This is a genomic window from Vibrio sp. 704 (genome assembly GCF_033339295.1).
The window spans coordinates 380,411-400,113 of the sequence record NZ_JAWOUH010000003.1 but is presented as its reverse complement, the minus strand read 5'-3'; the positions used below and the strand labels follow the sequence as shown (position 1 = coordinate 400,113).

Genomic DNA, 19,703 nt, shown 5'->3' with positions numbered 1-19,703 from the left:
TGTTTGCCAGCCTTCGGGCTGGTTTTTTTATAGAGATAACGGCGTAAAAAACAAAAACGCCCCGCAATGTTAGCGAGGCGCTCAATTAAATTAAAATGATGCAGTTAAAATGCCCTACTGACGACACTTCTGAGCATCAAAATCAACGACGATGGCGGCATTCTCAAAGTCACCAGAGACTTTAACGTAGCCCCAGTAGTTACTCTGATTTGACAACGTAATACACTCTCCATTACCAATATTATCTGACCACCCGTGACGATTAGTATCATCCGGCCAACCGGAGTTACTGTATTCAAGCTTTAGGTTGCCCGTACCGTTCCCCGTCGTTATCGCCAGATTTGAGCTCTCATTCACCGCTGGCACACTCAGCCAAATGGTTTGTTGATTTGCCAAGCAAACAGGCTCTCCTGCTGTTAGGCGTCCACCGCTTACTTTACTTTGCACCGCACAGTCTTGTGGCAATGTGTCATTACCGCTCAACGTTGAGATAACAACACTATGAGTGGCGGTTGCCGTCAAGCCTTCACTGTCTGTCACACTTAGACTGACCGAATACTCCCCTTCACTCCCATATTGGTGCGTCGGCTTGGTTTGTGTACTTGTCGAGCCATCACCGAAGTCCCATAAGACGCTGACGATCTTCCCGTTTGGGTCTGTACTGTTTTCACTGCTAAATGTAATGCTTTCACCGACTTTCCCCTTGTTGTTTGCGGTTATGACTGCATTAGGTGCACCATTTGAGACAAGGGCTTGCTGCCACTGCTCAAACTCACTTTGATATAAATTCGCCCATTGGGTGATCGTTGCCTTGTAATTGCTCCAATTCCCTTGGCGTGTTTCCACCAGCATTTGGCTTACGTCATCTTTATGATTTTCAAACATAAAACGTACAGCTAAGTACCCCCAACGATAAATTCGATCGACATCAAACCCATCATAAGTAGTCTCGAAAATCTCACTTAAGGTATATGTCGAGCCGTCTAAAATCGTCTCAAGTGCTGCTTGGTTGTCATTTTCTTGAGCGACATACTCTGCAATGCCTTCACTCCACCACACTATTTTTTCAGTTGGATGACTAAACCCTCCATAGAGATCAAATCGACCATCTAAGTAATGCACGTATTCGTGCTCTAGGTTCCAGACAAAGTGATCCGCGTTCGCATAAGAGGCTTCATAAGCAATAAAGTTGGGAATATTCCCCGGCTGGGAAGGGTCGCCCTCCAAGTACATACCGCCATTGTCAGTACTAATATCGAAAATTGGCCCTGCGTACTTACCATAATCAGTGCTTGAATCGAAGATATTGACTTGGAGCTGAGTGTTGTGGTCATCTTTTACTGGCTGTTCACCCGTTTCTAAAGACTGATGAAAGTAACCCTCTTCGTAACCCATTTTAGAACATGCGGCCGCGTGTTGCTCTTGCGTCATATTCTGGGACAATATTCGAATTGTCGGACTACAGGTATAAGTTTGCGATAGCACCAAGCCTTTTAGCTCAGTTTCGAAATTACAAATTCCGAACTCACTACAATCTGCGTAATATGAGGCGGTGTCCGCCGCCGCAAGCCAAACCGCGTCACCCCGACCATACATTTCATACTGTTCAAAGATTCGACTCAGCTGACTCTTCACAACAGAACTCGCGTTACCCGTATACTTGGTCAGACGCCCGAGCTCTCGCCCCGCATTCGCGGCCATAAACTCATCTTCAGCACCGATTGATGACGCCCTCAGAGCAAAATCGCCTAAAGCTTTGGCAAGGTCTGTTTGGTTACCAATTACTTGCACAAATTGCTCGTTCCACTGCCCACCAAACAAAATAGTGAAAACACCATTAACCGCATTGCGCATATACCAGTGCTGGGCGTATTGATCATTCCAACGTGTAAGCCACTGGGTCACTTGCGGTAAGTACGCGTGCTGCAAGCCCGCACTATCCATAGTGATGATGACTTCACTAAGCACTTTGCCGTGACGGTCGCTGTTCTCGTAGAAATTTGCGTTGTTAACAAACGCATCCACGGATTCTTTCACCGCTGGAGTGACCCATTCAATAAATGAGATGTTGTCATTGTAAAACTCGGCGTAATAACCTGCGCGTAAGTATAAGAACAACGTTTCTAGTTCATCGCTCCCGCCACCTGTATACCCCTTCGCCAATGTCGTAGTACGCTTCGCAATGTTGTACATATGATCGGAGCTAAATACCGACTCTTGAATCCGACTTTCAGCAGAGAATAGCTGGTTCACACACGTCGTGCCCTGACTTAAAATTTCGCCGATCAATTGGTTACTGCTTTCGGTAACCAATGCTTCCAAATCACAAGCAGTGCTCGACTCATCAAGGCTTTCAAGTGACTGTACTCGAGTTGCCTTGGAGGGCTGAATAGGGAGAGTTGCGGTTGGTTGGTATTCAACTCGATTGGATTCAACACCGTGTGTATGAGCCGAATGTGCATGTTGCTCTGTAACTTGAGAAACTGGCTCGCTTAACGCAAATACGCCAGTGCTGGTTAATGTTGTCGCAATCGCGACACTCAAAGTCTTCAGTTCCATCTAATTTCTTCTATATTGAGTTTTCCTTAGATGCATTACGTCTTTTGCATCGCCACTGCCCTTATTACTGCAAGAGCAACTCCATATAATCTACTCGCAAGACAAGAAGAAACATTTTGTTAACAACTAGATGTGGCGGTATCAGTTTTTGGTACTCGAGTTGCCGTTGCACGGGCTTGCCAGAAATCGATTTGCTTTAATAATATTGATCAACTAGTTGTTTATCTTTCCATTCAAATATCTTTTATTGCTCCTCACAAAAGCTATAAAATGGTTTCTTTTCTTTTTGCTAAACAACTCCTATGACCGACGCTGATATTGAGCTACAACACCTTTGGTTAGAAGTGCAAGCCGAACGCTGGCAAAACCTGCCACGCTTTTTATTCAGTTACTACTGCTACAAGCACAACCTTGTCAGTAAAACCAACAAAGTTTGCTGGGAGACGGCACGTGCAACACTGCCCGCTTCAACATCAATAAAAGAGCGAAAAAAGGCGGTGGTTGAACCGTTAGTCTCTGAGGAAACCGTCGTTGGATTATTGAAAGCCATCAGCAAAGATGGGGAAATGACATTTGACGTGATGGTAACCACACTTAATACGTTTTTGCACTATGTTGTGATTAGCAAGGAAGAAAAAGCCCGACTTAAACCAAACATGCCAGCTAGTTGGTATCAGCGATCAAACAAGTCGCCTTTGGCACGTTTCGAGCAGGCTGGCATTAAGCTACCAGAGTGATATGTCAGTCATCGCTGAAGATACACAAAAAAGACAAGCGCCTACAATGAGGCGCATTTGGTCAAAAATTGAGGTGCCCCTAAACAAAAGTGCAAAGTGAGCAACAAAGAAAAAGTTTGGTTACTCTTGAATGCCTCGAATGCGTACATTACGTCTACGCAAAACTTCTAATGTCACGAGCAAACACACCGACATAAAAATCAACAACGTAGCGACCGCCAATATGGTCGGACTAATTTGCTCTCGAATTCCTGACCACATCTGCCTCGGAACGGTTTTTTGTTCTGCCCCAGTCAGGAATAACGCCACCACAACCTCGTCGAACGAGGTGCCAAAAGCAAACAAGCCGCCAGATATCATCCCCGGACGAATCAGCGGAAAGGTAATGTGTCTGAAAGTATAAACAGGGTTTGCGCCTAAGCTAGCCGCCGCTTTTACCAAGCTATGGTCAAAGCCGCTTAACGTCGCAGTAACGGTAATGACGACAAAAGGCGTACCTAACGCAGCGTGTGCCAAAATGATGCCTAAATAAGTTTGTGATAAGCCAAGGCGCGTGTAGAAAAAGTACATCGCAGCAGCAGAGATAATGACTGGTACGATCATGGGTGAGATCAACAGCGCCATAATCGTATTGCGAAAAGGCAAGTTACTACTTGCTAAACCCAACGCCGCCAGAGTTCCTAGCCCTGTTGCAACGAGTGTCGCCATAAAAGCAATAAACGTGCTGTTTTTCAGCGCCAACAGCCACTGATCACTAGTAAACATTTCTTGATACCAGCGAGTAGAATACGCTGCCGAGTCAAGGTTTAACATCCCCTCGGTAAAAGTAAAGTAAGGCGTTGCATTAAACGATAACGGGATGATGGTCAGAATTGGAGCGATTAAAAAGAACAGCACCACCCCACAAAAAGCTAAGTAACCTGCGTAAGCAACTCGCTCTACTTTTGATGCATAGTTTGGTAATGCCATGGTTATCCCCCTACCTTAAGGTTGTTAATGCCAACCACACGGTTGAACATATAAAACAGAACCAGTACAACGAACAAAAGCAGTCCACCCAATGCGCCAGCCATCCCCCAGTTCAGTGATGTCTGCATATGATAGGCAATCATATTGGAGATCATCTGTCCGCTTCTTCCACCAACCAAAGCGGGCGTAATGTAGAAACCAATAGAAAGAATGAAAGTGAGCAAGGCCCCCGCACCTATCCCAGGTAACGTAAGCGGCATATAAATTTTCATGAACGCAATGAAAGGCGTCGCGCCTAGAGAACGAGCGGCACGGAAATAAGTTGGGCTAATTCCTTTCATTACACTATACAGAGGCAGGATCATAAACGGCAACAGAATGTGAACCATAGACACCACCGTTCCGAAGGTATTGTGAATCATCTGAATTCGCTCAGAAGTAAAACCCGACCAAATAAGGAGATCATTAATGACCCCTTGGTTTTGCAGCAGAACAATCCAAGACGTGGTTCTGACTAATAATGATGTCCAAAATGGCAGCAGCACAATAATTAAAAGTAAGTTCGCGCGCTTATCAGGTAAATTGGCAAGCAGGTAAGCAACGGGGTACGCCATCACCAAACAAATTAAGGTGATTGAGATAGACATCCAAAAAGTTTTAAAGAAAAGGTCGACGTATATTTGGCGTTTTTCTGGTTGGGGCTCAATGTCTCCAAACTCATTCACTTGCAAGTCTAGCGCTGCAAGATAATGACTGAATGTTAATGCGCCACTAAGATTCTTAAACGCCGCCCAATATTTAGGATTAGCCCAACGCTTATCCAGCTTAGCTAGCTGTGTCACCGAGATCGGCAGCGACGTCAACCGAGACAACTTTCTGCCGGTTTTCATGAGTAAACTGCGCATACCAGACTCTTCAATATTCATCCGGTTGGCTATTTTCGGTAGCTCTTTGCTTTGATAAAGCGCAAGTACCTCAACAGAGAATGCCTCAATGACTTCTTGATGAGGCTGACCTTGATAATCCCAACTTTCTAAAGCTTGAATAGTTTGTGGGAGTGACTGGGATATTTCTCGGTTATCCACGCTTCGAAAAAGCATGTCGAGGATAGGAAAAGCAAACGTAAGCAGAATAAAACACACCAATGGCGTTGTGAGCATAATGGAGCGAAGCTTTTTTCGGCGCTCTGCCTTTTGCAGCTGCGCTTTCAGATTGGTTTCTTGCTCATGAACTTGGCGTTCGATTTCCAATACAGAATCTAATGCGGTTAGCTCTCGACTCATGCTGCTACCTCGCTACTTTGAGTTTGTGTCCCATCAAGAGCATGGCAATCGTCACTTTGCCAACCAATACGACAAATTGAGCCAGGCGTTAACTGCAAGTGTTTACGATTATCGTTAGGTACTTTAACGATGAAGTGACCAACGCTCTCTACTTCGACGACCAGACGATAATGATCACCGTGATAAATCAATTCTCGTAGGACGCCCGAGACTTGGTTCTCACAAGACGCTTTCTCTGGTTGAATAACAATCTTTTCTGGTCGAATGGAAAGTGTTGTTCTCTGCCCTTGCTCAGAGACTCTGACAGGTTTCGCAGTAAATAACTCTTTCCCAACGAGCACTTGGCAATACTTTCCGTTCCACTCTTTGACTAAACCTGAGAGTTGGTTGTTTTCTCCGATAAACTGCGCAACAAACGTATTACTCGGAGATTCATAAAGCTCGGTTGGTGTCGCGAGTTGTTGCACTTCGCCGTGATTAAAAACCGCAATACGGTCGGACATAGTGAGAGCTTCGTCTTGATCGTGCGTCACATACAAAATGGTAATGCCAAGCTTTTCATGCAAATGTTTAATTTCCATCTGCATTTGCTCACGCAGCTGCTTATCTAACGCGCCTAGTGGTTCATCCATCAACACGAGTTTAGGCTCAAACACTAATGCTCGCGCTAACGCAACACGCTGTTGTTGACCACCTGATAACTGCTTCGGGTATCGAGTCGCAACATGCTCAAGCTCGACCATTTCTAATACACTCTGAACTTTGCTTTGAATCGTGTCACTGTCGAGTTTTCGCACCTTTAAAGGAAACGCAAGATTCTCAGCAATGGTCATATGTGGAAACAACGCATAGTTTTGAAACACCATACCAATATCGCGCTTGTGCGGCGCGAGATGATTGACAGGAACGCCATCGATATAAATGTCTCCACCGGTCGCAGTTTCAAAGCCTGCTAGCATCATCAAGCAAGTGGTCTTGCCCGATCCTGACGGCCCCAACATAGTAACGAACTCTCCAGGAGTAATATCTAAGTTGAAGTCTTTCACCACCAAATTCGTGCCATCGTAGGTTTTCTTAACGTGTTGAAAGCTGACATAGTCCTTGTTTTCCGTGCTCATGACTTCCCTCTTCTCATTTTTTGAATATTACGAATGAGTAGAGCGTCAGTTAACGCTCTACTAAACAGCACAATTACAGATTGTATTTGGATAGGTCTAAGCGGGTTTCTAACGCATGTTCAACCATTTGAATGACTTGTTGACGCTCTTCACCTTGTAAGAGTTGGCGTGGCGCACGAACTTGTTCAGAGCCACGTCCGCAGACTTGCTCGGCCAATTTTATGCACTGAACCAGCGTAGGAATGGTGTCTAAACGCAGTAGGGGTAAGAACCAACGGTAGATCTCTAACGCTTCAGCATAACGACCTTGGCTTGCCAGTTTATAAATCGCAACGGACTCTTCTGGGAATGCGTTGGTTAAACCAGAAATCCAGCCGGTCGCACCTAGCATCAATGATTCAAGAGCGATGTCATCAACACCACTGAACACGGTAAAGCGGTCATCAAATTTATTGTAAAGCTCGGTGATACGACGAGTATCAGTGGTCGACTCTTTGATAGCTACAATACTTTCAAACTCAGCCAGTTTCGCCATGATATCGAGGTTTACATCGACACCATAAGCAACCGGGTTGTTGTAAATCATGATTGGCATTTCTGGCGTTGCTTCTGCTAGCGTGCGGTAATATTCGAACGTTTCGCTCTCAGACGTGCGGTAAACCATGGCAGGCATCACCATACAACCATCGATACCAATTTTGTACGCATCCTGCATGTAATCAACAGCTGCTGTGGTAATAGACTCTGCTGTACCAGCAATCAAAGGCACACGGCCATTTACGACTTCTTTTGCCGCTTGCAAAACCTGGCGTTTCTCCTCCGGGTACAACGCGCAGTTCTCACCGACAGTACCCAAGCAGATAATGCCATTCACACCATCTTTAATCTGGTTGTCTATAACGGTTTGCGTTGCGTCTAAGTCAATTGACTGATCTTGACGAAATTGCGTACTGACCGCCGGATAAACACCTTTCCAATCAATTTTCATGAACTACTTTCCTTATATGTATATTGTATGCAATTTAAATGAACGAGCGAAAATGCTCAGACATGGCTATCTATGCCATTTTCTAACAACACCGCCTTTACAGCGGCCAAATCAGCCAAAGCACTGCCAACTGATTTGTATAAAGTAATGACCTCATCGTTTTGACGTCCTGAGATTTGTTGGGCGCAAAGCTGCGGTAATTCCCCTTTGATATCGTCTGACGTGAATACGCCCTCTTGAATTGGAATGAGAAGATCGCCCGCTTCGGCTAATACATTAATACGGCTATCAACATACACCTGTGCTCGTTGCACTGCTTCGGAGTCACATTCACGCTTGTCCAAGTCATGATTACCGACCAAATCAATATGGGTGCCCGGCTGCACGTCTGCGCCATTAAACAAAGGCTCTGCTGATGCAGTAATACAGCTGATGATGTCAACGTGTTTGATAACGTGGTCCACTTTTTCTACGACTGAAACGCGAAACCGACGCTCATCAGGAAGCGACTGATACTCTGAAGATGACACAATGGCATCTACCGTCGCCTCGGCTTTATCTGAGTTACGCCCCCAAATATAAACCTGCTTAAGTGGGCGAACCGCAGCGTATGCCCACGCAAAATAAGGCGCAAGATTGCCCGTTCCGCAGATCAACAGACGATCAGCATCGGGACGCGCCAAATAGTCCGCTGCCAACGCAGAAGCTGCGGCGGTGCGCCAAAACGTTAAAACTTTACCGTCCACGAGTGCGAGCGGCTCACCATCGTTTCGTCTAAAAACAAGCAGCTTAGATGCAAGCGTATCTTTGCCTTGCTCAGGGTTATGCGGGAAATACGTAAAGGCTTTCACCGCAATCAACTCCTGGTTCCAAGCTGGAAGTAGCGCAAACGCCTCGTATTCTCCCTCTTCTAAGGGCATGACTCGGCGTTGAGGTATTGTTGCTGGCCGCGAGTACATTTCACGCATCGTTTCAATAAGAGACTTCATTGTTAAACATTGCGCGACTTGCTGTGCTTCGATGACTTTCATCATTTCTCCGAAAACATAAATACAGTTGAGGAAAGTACGGAACCTCGCTTATGGATGAAAACTCGACCCCATACACAAATTAACGCCTAGTTAAGCAGCCAGGTATTGAACTCTTCATTGAGTTCATCCGCGTAGTCTGACCACCATTCATCGTTAATCAGGAAGGCGGTTTGGAAGTTTTGAGGTGCGGTAGGAAGGTTCGCTAAAATGTCTGGGTTCACCTCCGCCGAAGACGACTTACGCGTAGGCCCATAGGCAACGTACTTAGCTTGATCAGCTAATGGTTTTGTTCCTGAAGAAAAAGCAATGAAGTCCAATGCAAGCTTTGTGTTCTCACTCCCTTTAGGTATCGCCCATCCATTCATGTAACCCATTTGACGGTCCCATATAATCCGAAATGGTTGACCTTCATCCTTACGGGCATTGTGGATTCGGCCGTTAAACGCCGAGGCGATCACCACTTCTTTGTCTGCAAGCATTTGAGGTGGCTGGGCACCTGTTGTCCACCACAGTACTTCTGATTTGATCGTATCCAACTTAGCAAAAGCACGCTCACGCCCCGCTTCGGTTTCGAGCAGGCTGTAGACCTCTTCTGGCTTTACACCATCAGCCAATAGTGCCCACTCAAGATTGCCCTGAGGTTGTTTTTGCAATGCACGTCGACCTGGAAAAGTTTTTAGGTCAAAAAGATCGGTCAACTTGCTTGGCAAAGCCTTACCTTTAAACGCGTCTTCGTTCACCGCTAATACAGTGGACACTACGATGGTATTGATTGCGCACTCGTGAATCGCACCATCAATAAAATCCTCTTGTGCTGGTGTTCCATCTGCGCCCGGAGGCAAAATACTTGGGTTCACTGGTTCTAGTAACCCTTCGGCGCAACCACGAACAATGTCTGGCTTGTCGAGAGAAACCAAATCCCAGCGCACGTTGTTCGCTTCCACCTGTGCTTTAATTTCAGCTAATCCGCCGCTGAAATCCTCGGATACGATCTCAACACCTGTTTTTTTAATGAAAGGCTTATGATATGCCTCCACTTGGCTCTTGGTGAATGCACCACCCCAAGATACGACCGTCAATTTGTCTTCAGCATAAGCAGAGGCCCCCAACAGCATTCCTGAAATCAACAGCGCCAATGGTGCTTTGGTCATTCGTGACATGTTTTACTCCTTTTGGTTGTTTTTCTGGAGGCATCCGAGTACGGCTGTTGGACACCATTTTTGTTAAAATTAAGTTAACATTAGCATTTAATATATTTTATACAATATTTAATATTAAATTTTTCAGGCGAATCGTTGTAATGAAAAAGGTGATAGATCAATCGATGTCGGCTTTCCTTCGATAAGCTCTAAAAGGAGATCTGCCGTAATCGCCGCTTGAGTTAATCCAAGGTGTTGGTGGCCAAATGCCAGTAATACATTTCCATCCCAAATGCTATCAATAACCGGTAACGAGTCGACTGTTGAAGGCCGATTACCCATCCACTTTTCTCCTTGCTTGAGTGGATTTAACTCCGATTCAAACATCTCATCACCTAACTGAAAAAGCATTTCTGAACGTTTCATATTGGGTGGTGATTCTACATCGGCATACTCAACAGTGCCTGCCAAGCGTAGCCCGCCAGACATCGGAGTCATGATGAATTTTCTATCGGCAGAGCTAATAGGAAATGGCAGTACATCACGCTTGTCATCCACCATTAGGTGATAACCACGCTCGGCTTGCATAGGCACTTTGACTCCGGTTAGCTGCCATATCAAAGGCTTAGAATGTACACCAGCGGCAACAATGATTCGGTCAAATGAATGTGTTTGAGACTCAACCAACACATCACCATTTTTCTCCAACGCAGATACACCTTTTTGTAAAATCTTACCGCCAAGAGCTTCAAAAGCTTCACTTAGCTCAACACAGATCTGATAAGGGTCTAGCGTATGTCCTGTATCGGGAAAAAAGACGCCGACACGAACCTTATGGCTGAGATCAGGTATCCGCTTTCGAATCGCCTCTTGCGTCCAAACTTGATACGCCACACCGTTTTTGGCCAGTGAGTTAAGCGTACTTTGGTAGTCTTTAAACAGTTTCTCGTTTTCAAAAGTGAGCAATGAACCATTCATTTTTATTAGATGCGCTTTTCCGATTGAATCAAGCACGCCACGCCAACTTGCCACTGACCGCTCGTTAAGAGTTTTAATCGCGTTTTTTGCCTGCTCCGCGGCTGATGGCTTTGTTTGTAATAGAAAACGAATCATCCACCCGATAGTGCTTGGAATATCTTGCCAACGGATCGAAACCGGACTTTTGGGATCTAGCAGCATTTTAGGTAATTGTGGAAGCAGCGCTGGCGTTGCAAGAGGGAAGATTTGCTCAGTCGCGATATGACCTGCATTTCCCTTAGAGCATCCATTCCCCACGCCATTGGGATCAAAAATTGTGACTTGATAACCTTGCTGCTGCAACTTCAATCCAATTGATAAGCCAATAATCCCCGCACCTATCACGGCGATCCTTTCCTTTTTTGTTTCATCCTTGACCAACATAAATATGCTCCGAGTCACACTTGAAAACGTAGATTGTATACAATATATTTTACATTACGTTAACATCACTATTGTTTAATTCAACCATTTTTTCAGCAAGGAGCGAAAAATGAGACAAGGAACTTTTTTCTGTATTGATGCCCACACCTGCGGCAACCCAGTTAGGCTGGTCGCAGGCGGTGTGCCTCCACTCGAAGGCAATACCATGAGCGAAAAGCGCCAATACTTTCTTGAGCATTATGATTGGATTCGTCAGGCACTCATGTTTGAGCCTCGCGGACACTCAATGATGTCGGGGTCAGTTGTCTTGCCTCCTTGCAGCGATAACGCAGACGCTTCAATTCTGTTTATTGAAACCAGTGGCTGCTTACCAATGTGTGGCCACGGCACCATTGGAACCGTCACTACCGCTATCGAGAATCGCCTTATCACTCCCAAAAAAGAAGGCCGTTTGATACTTGATGTCCCAGCAGGACAAATCGAAGTGCACTACCAAACAAAAGGTGACAAGGTCACGTCAGTGAGGATATTTAACGTACCAGCTTACCTTGCCCACCAAGACGTAACCGTGGACATAGAGGGCTTAGGTGAGCTCACTGTCGATGTTGCTTATGGCGGAAACTATTACGTAATCGTCGATCCTCAAGAAAACTATGCCGGACTTGAACACTACTCTCCAGATGAAATTTTGATGCTTTCACCAAAAGTTCGCGAAGCGGTATCTCGAGCGGTTGAGTGCGTACATCCAGAAGATCCAACAGTATGCGGTGTTTCTCACGTGCTATGGACCGGAGAGCCCACTCAAGAAAACGCCACCGCTCGAAATGCTGTGTTTTACGGCGACAAAGCGTTGGATCGCTCGCCATGTGGTACGGGTACTAGTGCACGCATGGCGCAATGGCATGCAAGAGGCAAACTCAATCAAGGAGAAGACTTTATTCACGAAAGTATCATCGGCAGCCTATTTCAAGGACGTATAGAAGGCATTACCGAAGTGAATGGCAAAGCCGCTATTTTGCCAAGTATTGAAGGATGGGCACAAGTATACGGTCACAACACAATATGGGTAGACGATGAAGACCCATATGCTTACGGATTTGAAGTGAAGTAATAAGGATAGTAAGGAAGAATGATGAACCCACAAGAACCAACCACTTTTTACGCAGTCAACGCCTTTACTGGTGAGCCTCTACCCACAGAGTTTCCGGTGCATGGGGAGCAAGAAGTTAATCAAGCCGCCTCAGCCGCCCAAAACGTTGCGCGTGAGTTTCGCCAACTAAGCAATGCAAAGCGAGCGAGCTTACTTTGCTCTATCGCCTCTGAATTGGAAGTGAAGAGTGAAGAAATCGTTGCTCGTGCTCATTTAGAAACTGCCCTTCCCGAAGCACGTTTAAGCGGTGAAATAGGACGTACAGCGAGCCAATTAAGACTATTTGCCGAGGTTGTGAGCTCGGGTAATCACCATCAAGCAATTTTCGATACGCCAAACCCAGACCGTCAACCACTGCCGAAACCAGATATTCGTCGTCAGCAAATCGCAATTGGCCCTGTCGCCGTGTTTGGTGCGTCTAATTTTCCGCTCGCATTTTCTACGGCAGGTGGTGATACGGCTTCGGCACTGGCAGCTGGCTGTCCTGTGATTGTAAAAGGCCATACCGCCCACCCTGGCACCAGTCAACTTGTTGCAGAGTGTATTGAGGCTGCACTTGAGAAAGAGTGCTTACCGCAAGCCATCTTCACGCTATTGCAAGGCAACAAACGCGCACTTGGCCAAGCACTCGTTACCCATCCAAAAATTAAAGGGGTTGGGTTTACAGGTTCCGTCGGTGGTGGCCGTGCGCTGTTCAATCTAGCTCAGCAAAGACCAGAGCCAATCCCCTTCTATGGTGAACTAGGGGCGATTAATCCAACATTTATTCTCCCTTCAGCCATACGAGCAAACGCCTCATTGGCTGAAGAGTTTGTGGCTTCTATGACTTTGGGCTGTGGACAATTTTGTACAAAACCAGGCGTTGTATTTGTCTTGAATAGCCCAGAAACGCAAGCCTTTATCGAAATCGCTCAAGGGTTAATTCGACAACAATCAACGGCCACTTTGCTAACGCAAGGAATCCGAGAAACGTATGAATCCGAAGTGGATAAGCGAGCTTCCGAAACAGGCATTAACGTAACTCGTTCTGAACAAGCAGAAGTGACCAATGTCGCACCAGCACTGTTCGTGACGGACAGTAAAAACTGGCGTAAAAACCCGCAATGGGAAGAAGAAATATTCGGTCCTCAATCGTTGATCGTAATCTGTGAAGATTTCGATGACATGTTGAAACTGAGTGATTCACTGACTGGCTCGCTCACCGCAACCCTTCACGCTACCGCTGAAGACGAAGAACAAGCCAAGCAACTGCTTCCAAGTTTGGAAGAAATCGCCGGACGCCTTGTATTCAACGGTTGGCCAACTGGCGTCGAGGTTGGTTACGCTATGGTTCATGGTGGACCCTATCCGGCTTCAACCAATTCTGCCTCAACATCTGTCGGGGCAGAGGCTATTCATCGTTGGTTGCGTCCCGTCGCTTATCAAGCTTTACCAGAATCTTTATTGCCGGATTCATTAAAAGCGTCGAACCCACTGGGTATTCAACGCGCCATAGATGGCAGTGTGTCCCAATAAAATCACCAAATGGCTCAAAAAGGCATCAACTGATGCCTTTTATTTCACTCTACTTCTCAAAACCTTCTTTCCTAGTTGGTTTGTGCCAGAAAAACAATAAACTACTAAAGTAAAATGGATTGGATACAATATTAATTTCACGGGAGACTTCAATGTCACAGAAACCTGTTTTTAAAACGCGTACTCAGCTCGTTGAGGAAGCAATTCGAACTCAGATCTTGAAGGGCGAGTTAAAAACTGGTCAACCTTTACGTCAAGATGCGTTAGCAAAAGAGTTTAATGTTAGCCGAATTCCTGTGCGTGAAGCGTTAGTTCAATTGGAAGCACAAGGACTCGTTAGCTTTGAACCTCACAAAGGTGCGACGGTCACTGAGCTATCTCCAGAGAAAATCAATGAGCTATTTGAACTGCGCGCTGTCGTGGAATGCCACATTTTAGAGCGCGCGATTCAAAATATGACAGACGCTGACCTTGAACGCGCGCGCGAAGTTCGCGAACGTTTCGAGTCAGTAGTGAACAGTGGCGACGAAGTAGAAGAATGGAGCAACTACAACTACGAGTTCCACAAAGCCCTATATGCGCCAGCCAACATGCCTGAAACTATGGACGTCATTTACAACCTGAACACAAAGTGTGACCGATACATACGCATGCAGCTATTGTTTACTACAGGCATTAAAAAGGCAGAAGAAGAGCACTTAAGCTTGTTTGAAATGTGCCAAAATCGCGATATCGAAGGCGCCAAGTACCTACTGAAAAAGCACATTCTAGAAGCAGGCACAGCGATTCGAAACTTGCTGCTTGAAAGGCAAAATATCAGCCAGTAAACGGAATAACGAATAAGGTGATATTCAAGGATGAATGTTGGACCAAAGTTTTTACTTGCAGCGCTACGACAAAAGATTAAAGAAGAAGGGCTTTGCTACAATTCCTTGTCAGAGAAAAGTGGCATCCCTTTATCTAGTATTAAACGCCACCTACATAATCCAGCTTTAGGTTTGGATAAAGTACTTATTTATCTGAACTACCTGAATACCGATCTCATCGAACTCGCAACCTTAGCCAACGAGCTTCAGCACCAAAACGAGCAAATGCTAACAGATGAAGAGAGCGCCCTTTTCGTTGAGCATCCTTATTTACTTGATTTTATTTATATGCTGACTTCTCGTGATATTAAACCGCAAGAGATAGCCCAAACTTACGGACTTTCTGATACAAGCTTACGATTCTATTTGCGTATCGCGGAAATTCTAGGATATGTCGAAAACTTCGGAGACGGCTTGTTTTACCGTTCTGGTCGTCGATTTATTATGGAAGAAGGTACGGCATTAGACACCTTATTCAAAGAGCGATTTCAACAAGATTCGCTTTCTCATGATATCAACCCAGGCGTATGTATAGGTCGCATTAGGCTCACCGAAGAGCAGAAAGTGCAAATAGAGGACGAGCTTTGTAATAAATTAGCGAAACTTAACGCAGTTAACACTTCCAACAATGAAGGTGAACTAACAAATATATTAATGCGCTGCACTCCCGGTGCTCAGATATTTTTCGCTGATGATTTACCTAACATTGACGGAAGCTTATTAAAGCACGTCGCTCAACTCACTAAATTAAGTTAAAGCATCAGATAAATAAATCAAACACCCCCGAGATAACATCATATATCCCTACCAAACTATTGATTCAAAGCGTTTCCTGAATCTAATTCTGATTTTTTATTTAGCAAGCGTCGCTTAGTCAACTGAGAACTTGTCTTAATTTCACACTTATTAATTGTCTTGTTAGCTCTTTTGAAATAGACAGAAAACTTAAGTAATGACTAATTTAGCTTAAGTATAAAAGACAACTTTTTTACGTTATTTACCTCACACTATTTAACTATAAATTTGCAGACGAACAAATTAAATTAATACATTCACCTAGCTAATAAAAACAAAAGCAAAACACATAATTATAATTCTATTATTTATAAGGACATAGAAAAGTGAAATTTAAGTATTCTTTAGCAACGGCAGTCACTCTCGCATTATTACAAGGCTGTGGCGGTGGTGGCGGTGATAGCTCATCACCTACTCCGTCCACTAGCAGTGCAAACGGTCCAACGTGGAAAGTTTATGATTTTAGCCAACCGTCGAAAACGTTTATCAACCAATGTGAAACGCCCCGCGTCGGACTGGACCCATATGACAACTATGCCGCCTATCCAGATAAATTGGGCTCTGCATTACACGAAAAACTCTTTTTAAGAGCTTTTACTAACGAAACGTATCTATGGTATGACGAGGTTCCTGATAATAATCCAGCAAACTACAAAACTGTTACTGATTACTTCAATACGCTGGTCACCTCTGCTACTACCGCGACGGGTAAACCAAAAGATCGCTTCCATTTTACCGTCCCTTATGAGGATGATATGAAATCATCGCAATCCGGTTTAGTTGCTGGATTTGGTTTTAACTGGGCATTCCTACGTGGCGTACAACCTCGAGACGTTCGTATTTCCTACACTGAAGAAGCCTCGCCAGCTGATAGAAGCGGCATTGCTCGTGGTGATAAGCTTCTGAAAATCAATAATATTGATGTGGTTAACACCGGTAGTCAGTCCGACATTGATTTTATTAATAAAACGCTCTTTAACCCTGACATCAATCAAGATTACACCTTCACATTTGAGAGTGTTGGCGGTCTAGAGAAAACCGTGACGCTTACCGCCTCTGATGTCATGACCTCTCCAGTTAAAAATGCCAAAGTGATTACACAAAATGGTATGCGGATCGGCTATCTGCAATACAACTCCTTTGAACCAAGCGCTCAAGCCCCGCTTATTGAGGCGTTCAGTACGCTCTCAGCAGAGAATGTTGACGAGATCGTCGTTGATTTACGTTACAACGGCGGTGGCTTAGTCCTTCAGTCCTCGCAAGTAGGCTACATGCTAAGCGGTGCTGGTCAGAACCGAGTCTTCAGTGAGTTGATTCATAATGACAAAGTGATGCGTACCATTAAAGATGGGGATAACATCTATCGCTTTACGAATCTAGCAATAGACTGGGCAGCACAGAAATATTCGGATCAAGTGCTTCCGACACTGAACAAAAAGCGCGTATATGTGCTGACTTCAGGAGGCACGGCTTCCTCAAGTGAACTGCTAATCAACGCTTTGCGCGGCATTGATGTGGAGGTTATCCAAATAGGTTCAACAACCACAGGTAAACCGTACGGGTTCTCACCAGAACAAAACTGCGGCACTATGTACTACACTATTCAGTTCAAGTCGGCGAACGAGAAAAAATTTGGCGACTTCGCTGATGGTTTTATTCCTACTCCAAAGAGCCAAATCAATACCGAGCTAGGCTTAGACAATAGAGTGGAAGGTTGCTGGGTCAATGACGACCTAACAAAACCATTAGGCGATCCATCTGAAGGTATGCTTTCTGCGGCACTAAACTACATGGAAACTGGAACCTGTCCGCCAGTATCCCCTTCAAGTTTCAACGCCATGCCGCGTAACATTTCATCTCCGGAGTTAAGCGATCTTCGCTCTCCGCTACGAACAGAGGCAATTCATGTTGAGATCAACTAACTTTTTACGAATGCTGATTCGGGTTGCGCTTTTCTTAGGCACTTCGATTTCTTTGATAGGATGCCAAGCTATGTCACAAGAACCCGTTGAAGCATTGAGTAAAAAGAACTCTCCGGAAACAGTCATAGAGATTCAAAACGCGATCGCAGAAATCCAAGGGACACCAGCACCTAGAATCGCAAATAACGTATTTGAATCCTCACCGCATTTGTTGATTGAAAAAGGACGAGTAAAAGGGAACAACAATCAACTGTTGGATGGCAGCTATGCGGATCTTCCAGACCAATATACGTTGCAGATAAGAGGTGAAACCTGTGGCTTGTACTATGCCAAAACAGATACTTTTGTCTCTCTCAGTTCACTAGATTGTGAGCCCATCATTAAGTTTTAGATCTCCCAAAATAGAAGCCCGCTGATATCAGCGGGCTTCCTACTTTATTGTTCAGTGTGAAACGGTCAACGTTACTTGAGTTCAATCCATGCTCTGCGCTGTTGCTTATCCATGTATGACCAAGCTACAAAGCGGCTCACTTTCTGCCCTTGACTCATTTCAACCACACGAACGGCTTTCACACCCAATTTTTCAAGCTGCTTACGCATCGGGCGAACGTTGTCTTTTTTGGATATAAGTGTTGTAAACCACAAGACCTGCGCGGCAAAAGCTTGGCTTTCATTCGCCATTTTTCGGATAAACGCCGCTTCTCCGCCTTCACACCACAATTCAGCGTTTTGACCGCCAAAATTCAACGCAGGTTTACTTGTCTTTACTTGTGCGGTTTGAGGTTTTAGCCCTTTCTTGCGCTGGTTTGCTTTTAGATTATCGATTTTACGCTGGCTGCCCATAGCGGCATCTTCCGCCGAACGGTGGAATGGCGGATTACATGTCGTCACATCATAACGATCATTCGGTTGAATGATACCTCGATAAATATTGGCATCATTGTATTGCTGTACCAGTGCAATTTTTCCCGTCAAAACACGATTGTGCTCTACGATCGTTTGAGCCGATTGGATGGATTTTGGATCGACATCGCTGCCCGTATAGTGCCAACCGTATTTTGTTACACCAACAATCGGATAAATACAGTTTGCTCCCACGCCAATGTCCAACGCTTTCACTTTTTGGTGCGCGTACTGACCTTTTACTTCACCATCAAGTAGTTCTGCCACTCGGTGAATGTAATCAGCGCGGCCCGGAATCGGTGGGCAAAGGTAGGTGTCGGGAATGTCCCAGAACTCGATACCATAATACGCAGCAAGCAATGCTTTATTGAGCATTTTAACAGCATTAGGATCAGAGAAGTTTATGGAGTCTTCCCCTTTCGGATTTTTGATAACGAATGGCTTTAACTGTGGTTCACTTTCCACGAGTTTTTTAAAATCGTAACGACCTCGATGAACATTACGCTCATGCAAACCATTCTTCGCTATTTTTATGAACTCGACTTCGCTCTTTCCTGCAGGCTGCGAGGATTTGCGCGCAACTTTGTCTTTAACACGCTTCGGCTTGGCTTTATTCGCGTCTGTATTCTGAGCCGCCTTTGAAGCCTTTGGCTTTGCTTGCTTCGCGTTGTGATTATTGTTCTTCATTCAAATTCGCTTTTAAATCGAGGTAAATCATAAACAAACGAGCATCAAATTCGAGTTGGTGATACTCAGGCTCCATGCAGCAACATAACTGATAGAACGCCTTGTCGTGGTTTTTCTCACGAGTATGTGCCAACTCATGTACCACCAGCATTCTTAATAGTGGCTCGGGCGCATCTTTAAATACATTGGCAATGCGAATCTCGTTTTTCGACTTAAGCTTACCACCATGGTTTCTACTGATTACACTGTGCAAACCAAGCGCATTGTTTACCGCGTGAATTTTCTTATCGTAGACAACTTTACTGATTGGCGCGGCTTTCTTCATGTAGCGATTTTTGATTGCCATGGCGTACTCATAGAGCGCCCTTTCGCTTTTGATTTGGTGCCTATCGGGATAACGCTTTTCGAACCAAGGAACAAACTTGCCACTCGCTATCAATGAGCTCACCTGCTCTACGATGTTTTGTGGGTAGCCTTGAATGTATCGAAGTGACGGATGCATAGAGTTAACGTCTGTTATGACAAAATAAAGGCGCTCAATATACCTGAGATAAAGGACAGTTTCACCTTAGCTTTCGCCTTTCATTTATGGTGAAAGGCCGTTAAACTTCGCCTCCCAATGATAATGGAGAGAAATTCA

The 19,703-nt window shown here is 45.0% G+C and carries 17 protein-coding genes; 7 read left to right on the top strand and 10 right to left on the bottom strand.

What is annotated here, in order from left to right; all coding sequences use genetic code 11:
- Nucleotides 1-114: 114 nt before the first annotated feature.
- Nucleotides 115-2,559, bottom strand: coding sequence for a collagenase (locus tag R7R24_RS07815; protein WP_191116079.1), 2,445 nt, complete (start codon nt 2,557-2,559; stop codon nt 115-117).
- Between the two features lie 302 nt (nt 2,560-2,861).
- Between R7R24_RS07815 and R7R24_RS07810 the strand changes: the two genes are divergently transcribed.
- The gene (locus tag R7R24_RS07810; RefSeq protein WP_191116080.1) at nt 2,862-3,296 is read left to right on the top strand and encodes a hypothetical protein; all 435 of its coding nucleotides are present in this window, start codon (nt 2,862-2,864) and stop codon (nt 3,294-3,296) included.
- A 120-nt stretch (nt 3,297-3,416) separates the two neighbouring features.
- Here R7R24_RS07810 and R7R24_RS07805 read toward each other — a convergent pair whose 3' ends face one another.
- The 7 genes from R7R24_RS07805 to R7R24_RS07775 all read right to left on the bottom strand — a co-directional run bounded on the left by R7R24_RS07805 (nt 3,417) and on the right by R7R24_RS07775 (nt 11,225).
- Entirely contained in the window at nt 3,417-4,265 is an 849-nt protein-coding gene (locus R7R24_RS07805; protein ID WP_145474126.1) for an ABC transporter permease, read from the bottom strand.
- A gap of 2 nt (nt 4,266-4,267) precedes the next feature.
- Complete coding sequence (locus R7R24_RS07800) at nt 4,268-5,548, bottom strand: ABC transporter permease (protein ID WP_191116081.1); 1,281 nt, start codon at nt 5,546-5,548, stop codon at nt 4,268-4,270.
- Nucleotides 5,545-6,666 carry an ABC transporter ATP-binding protein gene (locus R7R24_RS07795; RefSeq protein ID WP_005377849.1) on the bottom strand — a complete coding sequence of 374 codons (1,122 nt, stop codon included), beginning with the start codon at nt 6,664-6,666 and terminating at the stop codon, nt 5,545-5,547. The genes R7R24_RS07800 and R7R24_RS07795 overlap by 4 nt, the downstream gene beginning before the upstream one ends.
- A 73-nt stretch (nt 6,667-6,739) precedes the next feature.
- On the bottom strand, nt 6,740-7,654 hold the full coding sequence (locus tag R7R24_RS07790; RefSeq protein WP_005377851.1) for a dihydrodipicolinate synthase family protein: 915 nt from the start codon (nt 7,652-7,654) through the stop codon (nt 6,740-6,742).
- Nucleotides 7,655-7,710: 56 nt separating this feature from the next.
- The gene (locus R7R24_RS07785; protein ID WP_005377853.1) at nt 7,711-8,685 is read right to left on the bottom strand and encodes an ornithine cyclodeaminase family protein; all 975 of its coding nucleotides are present in this window, start codon (nt 8,683-8,685) and stop codon (nt 7,711-7,713) included.
- Nucleotides 8,686-8,771: 86 nt separating this feature from the next.
- Nucleotides 8,772-9,845, bottom strand: a complete 1,074-nt coding sequence (locus tag R7R24_RS07780; protein WP_017820893.1) for a polyamine ABC transporter substrate-binding protein — start codon at nt 9,843-9,845, stop codon at nt 8,772-8,774.
- 123 nt (nt 9,846-9,968) lie between these two features.
- Nucleotides 9,969-11,225 carry an NAD(P)/FAD-dependent oxidoreductase gene (locus R7R24_RS07775; protein WP_104975267.1) on the bottom strand — a complete coding sequence of 419 codons (1,257 nt, stop codon included), beginning with the start codon at nt 11,223-11,225 and terminating at the stop codon, nt 9,969-9,971.
- A gap of 109 nt (nt 11,226-11,334) precedes the next feature.
- Here R7R24_RS07775 and R7R24_RS07770 point away from each other — a divergent pair, with 109 nt between their 5' ends.
- The 6 genes from R7R24_RS07770 to R7R24_RS07745 all read left to right on the top strand — a co-directional run bounded on the left by R7R24_RS07770 (nt 11,335) and on the right by R7R24_RS07745 (nt 17,864).
- Nucleotides 11,335-12,336 (top strand): 4-hydroxyproline epimerase, encoded by a 1,002-nt coding sequence (locus tag R7R24_RS07770; protein ID WP_017820891.1) that lies wholly within the window; start codon nt 11,335-11,337, stop codon nt 12,334-12,336.
- Between the two features lie 21 nt (nt 12,337-12,357).
- Complete coding sequence (locus tag R7R24_RS07765; RefSeq protein ID WP_191116082.1) at nt 12,358-13,890, top strand: aldehyde dehydrogenase (NADP(+)); 1,533 nt, start codon at nt 12,358-12,360, stop codon at nt 13,888-13,890.
- A gap of 152 nt (nt 13,891-14,042) precedes the next feature.
- The gene (locus tag R7R24_RS07760; protein ID WP_005377862.1) at nt 14,043-14,717 is read left to right on the top strand and encodes a GntR family transcriptional regulator; all 675 of its coding nucleotides are present in this window, start codon (nt 14,043-14,045) and stop codon (nt 14,715-14,717) included.
- A 30-nt stretch (nt 14,718-14,747) separates the two neighbouring features.
- Entirely contained in the window at nt 14,748-15,512 is a 765-nt protein-coding gene (locus tag R7R24_RS07755; RefSeq protein WP_005377865.1) for a hypothetical protein, read from the top strand.
- 365 nt (nt 15,513-15,877) lie between these two features.
- The gene (locus R7R24_RS07750) at nt 15,878-17,473 is read left to right on the top strand and encodes a S41 family peptidase (protein WP_206946599.1); all 1,596 of its coding nucleotides are present in this window, start codon (nt 15,878-15,880) and stop codon (nt 17,471-17,473) included.
- A gap of 70 nt (nt 17,474-17,543) precedes the next feature.
- A complete protein-coding gene (locus R7R24_RS07745) occupies nt 17,544-17,864 on the top strand; it encodes a hypothetical protein (protein ID WP_052484232.1) in 321 nt (106 codons plus the stop codon).
- A 71-nt stretch (nt 17,865-17,935) separates the two neighbouring features.
- Here the strand turns inward: R7R24_RS07745 and rlmF are convergent, their stop codons facing one another.
- Together rlmF and R7R24_RS07735 are read right to left on the bottom strand one after the other, a co-directional pair.
- Nucleotides 17,936-19,063, bottom strand: coding sequence for a 23S rRNA (adenine(1618)-N(6))-methyltransferase RlmF (gene rlmF, locus R7R24_RS07740; protein ID WP_170893855.1), 1,128 nt, complete (start codon nt 19,061-19,063; stop codon nt 17,936-17,938).
- Complete coding sequence (locus R7R24_RS07735; protein ID WP_047100699.1) at nt 19,050-19,565, bottom strand: M48 family metallopeptidase; 516 nt, start codon at nt 19,563-19,565, stop codon at nt 19,050-19,052. Before R7R24_RS07735 ends, rlmF begins: the two co-directional genes overlap by 14 nt.
- Nucleotides 19,566-19,703: the final 138 nt, after the last annotated feature.

What these genes read in the sequence shown, in the direction of transcription:
- R7R24_RS07805 (WP_145474126.1), bottom strand. Translation starts at nt 4,265, where the DNA reads ATGGCATTACCAAACTATGCATCAAAAGTAGAGCGAGTTGCTTACGCA.
- R7R24_RS07790 (WP_005377851.1), bottom strand. Translation starts at nt 7,654, where the DNA reads ATGAAAATTGATTGGAAAGGTGTTTATCCGGCGGTCAGTACGCAATTT.
- R7R24_RS07795 (WP_005377849.1), bottom strand. Translation starts at nt 6,666, where the DNA reads ATGAGCACGGAAAACAAGGACTATGTCAGCTTTCAACACGTTAAGAAA.
- R7R24_RS07765 (WP_191116082.1), top strand. Translation starts at nt 12,358, where the DNA reads ATGAACCCACAAGAACCAACCACTTTTTACGCAGTCAACGCCTTTACT.
- R7R24_RS07785 (WP_005377853.1), bottom strand. Translation starts at nt 8,685, where the DNA reads ATGAAAGTCATCGAAGCACAGCAAGTCGCGCAATGTTTAACAATGAAG.
- R7R24_RS07760 (WP_005377862.1), top strand. Translation starts at nt 14,043, where the DNA reads ATGTCACAGAAACCTGTTTTTAAAACGCGTACTCAGCTCGTTGAGGAA.
- R7R24_RS07755 (WP_005377865.1), top strand. Translation starts at nt 14,748, where the DNA reads ATGAATGTTGGACCAAAGTTTTTACTTGCAGCGCTACGACAAAAGATT.
- R7R24_RS07800 (WP_191116081.1), bottom strand. Translation starts at nt 5,548, where the DNA reads ATGAGTCGAGAGCTAACCGCATTAGATTCTGTATTGGAAATCGAACGC.
- R7R24_RS07780 (WP_017820893.1), bottom strand. Translation starts at nt 9,845, where the DNA reads ATGTCACGAATGACCAAAGCACCATTGGCGCTGTTGATTTCAGGAATG.
- R7R24_RS07770 (WP_017820891.1), top strand. Translation starts at nt 11,335, where the DNA reads ATGAGACAAGGAACTTTTTTCTGTATTGATGCCCACACCTGCGGCAAC.
- R7R24_RS07735 (WP_047100699.1), bottom strand. Translation starts at nt 19,565, where the DNA reads ATGCATCCGTCACTTCGATACATTCAAGGCTACCCACAAAACATCGTA.
- R7R24_RS07775 (WP_104975267.1), bottom strand. Translation starts at nt 11,225, where the DNA reads ATGTTGGTCAAGGATGAAACAAAAAAGGAAAGGATCGCCGTGATAGGT.
- R7R24_RS07815 (WP_191116079.1), bottom strand. Translation starts at nt 2,559, where the DNA reads ATGGAACTGAAGACTTTGAGTGTCGCGATTGCGACAACATTAACCAGC.
- rlmF (WP_170893855.1), bottom strand. Translation starts at nt 19,063, where the DNA reads ATGAAGAACAATAATCACAACGCGAAGCAAGCAAAGCCAAAGGCTTCA.
- R7R24_RS07810 (WP_191116080.1), top strand. Translation starts at nt 2,862, where the DNA reads ATGACCGACGCTGATATTGAGCTACAACACCTTTGGTTAGAAGTGCAA.
- R7R24_RS07745 (WP_052484232.1), top strand. Translation starts at nt 17,544, where the DNA reads ATGTCACAAGAACCCGTTGAAGCATTGAGTAAAAAGAACTCTCCGGAA.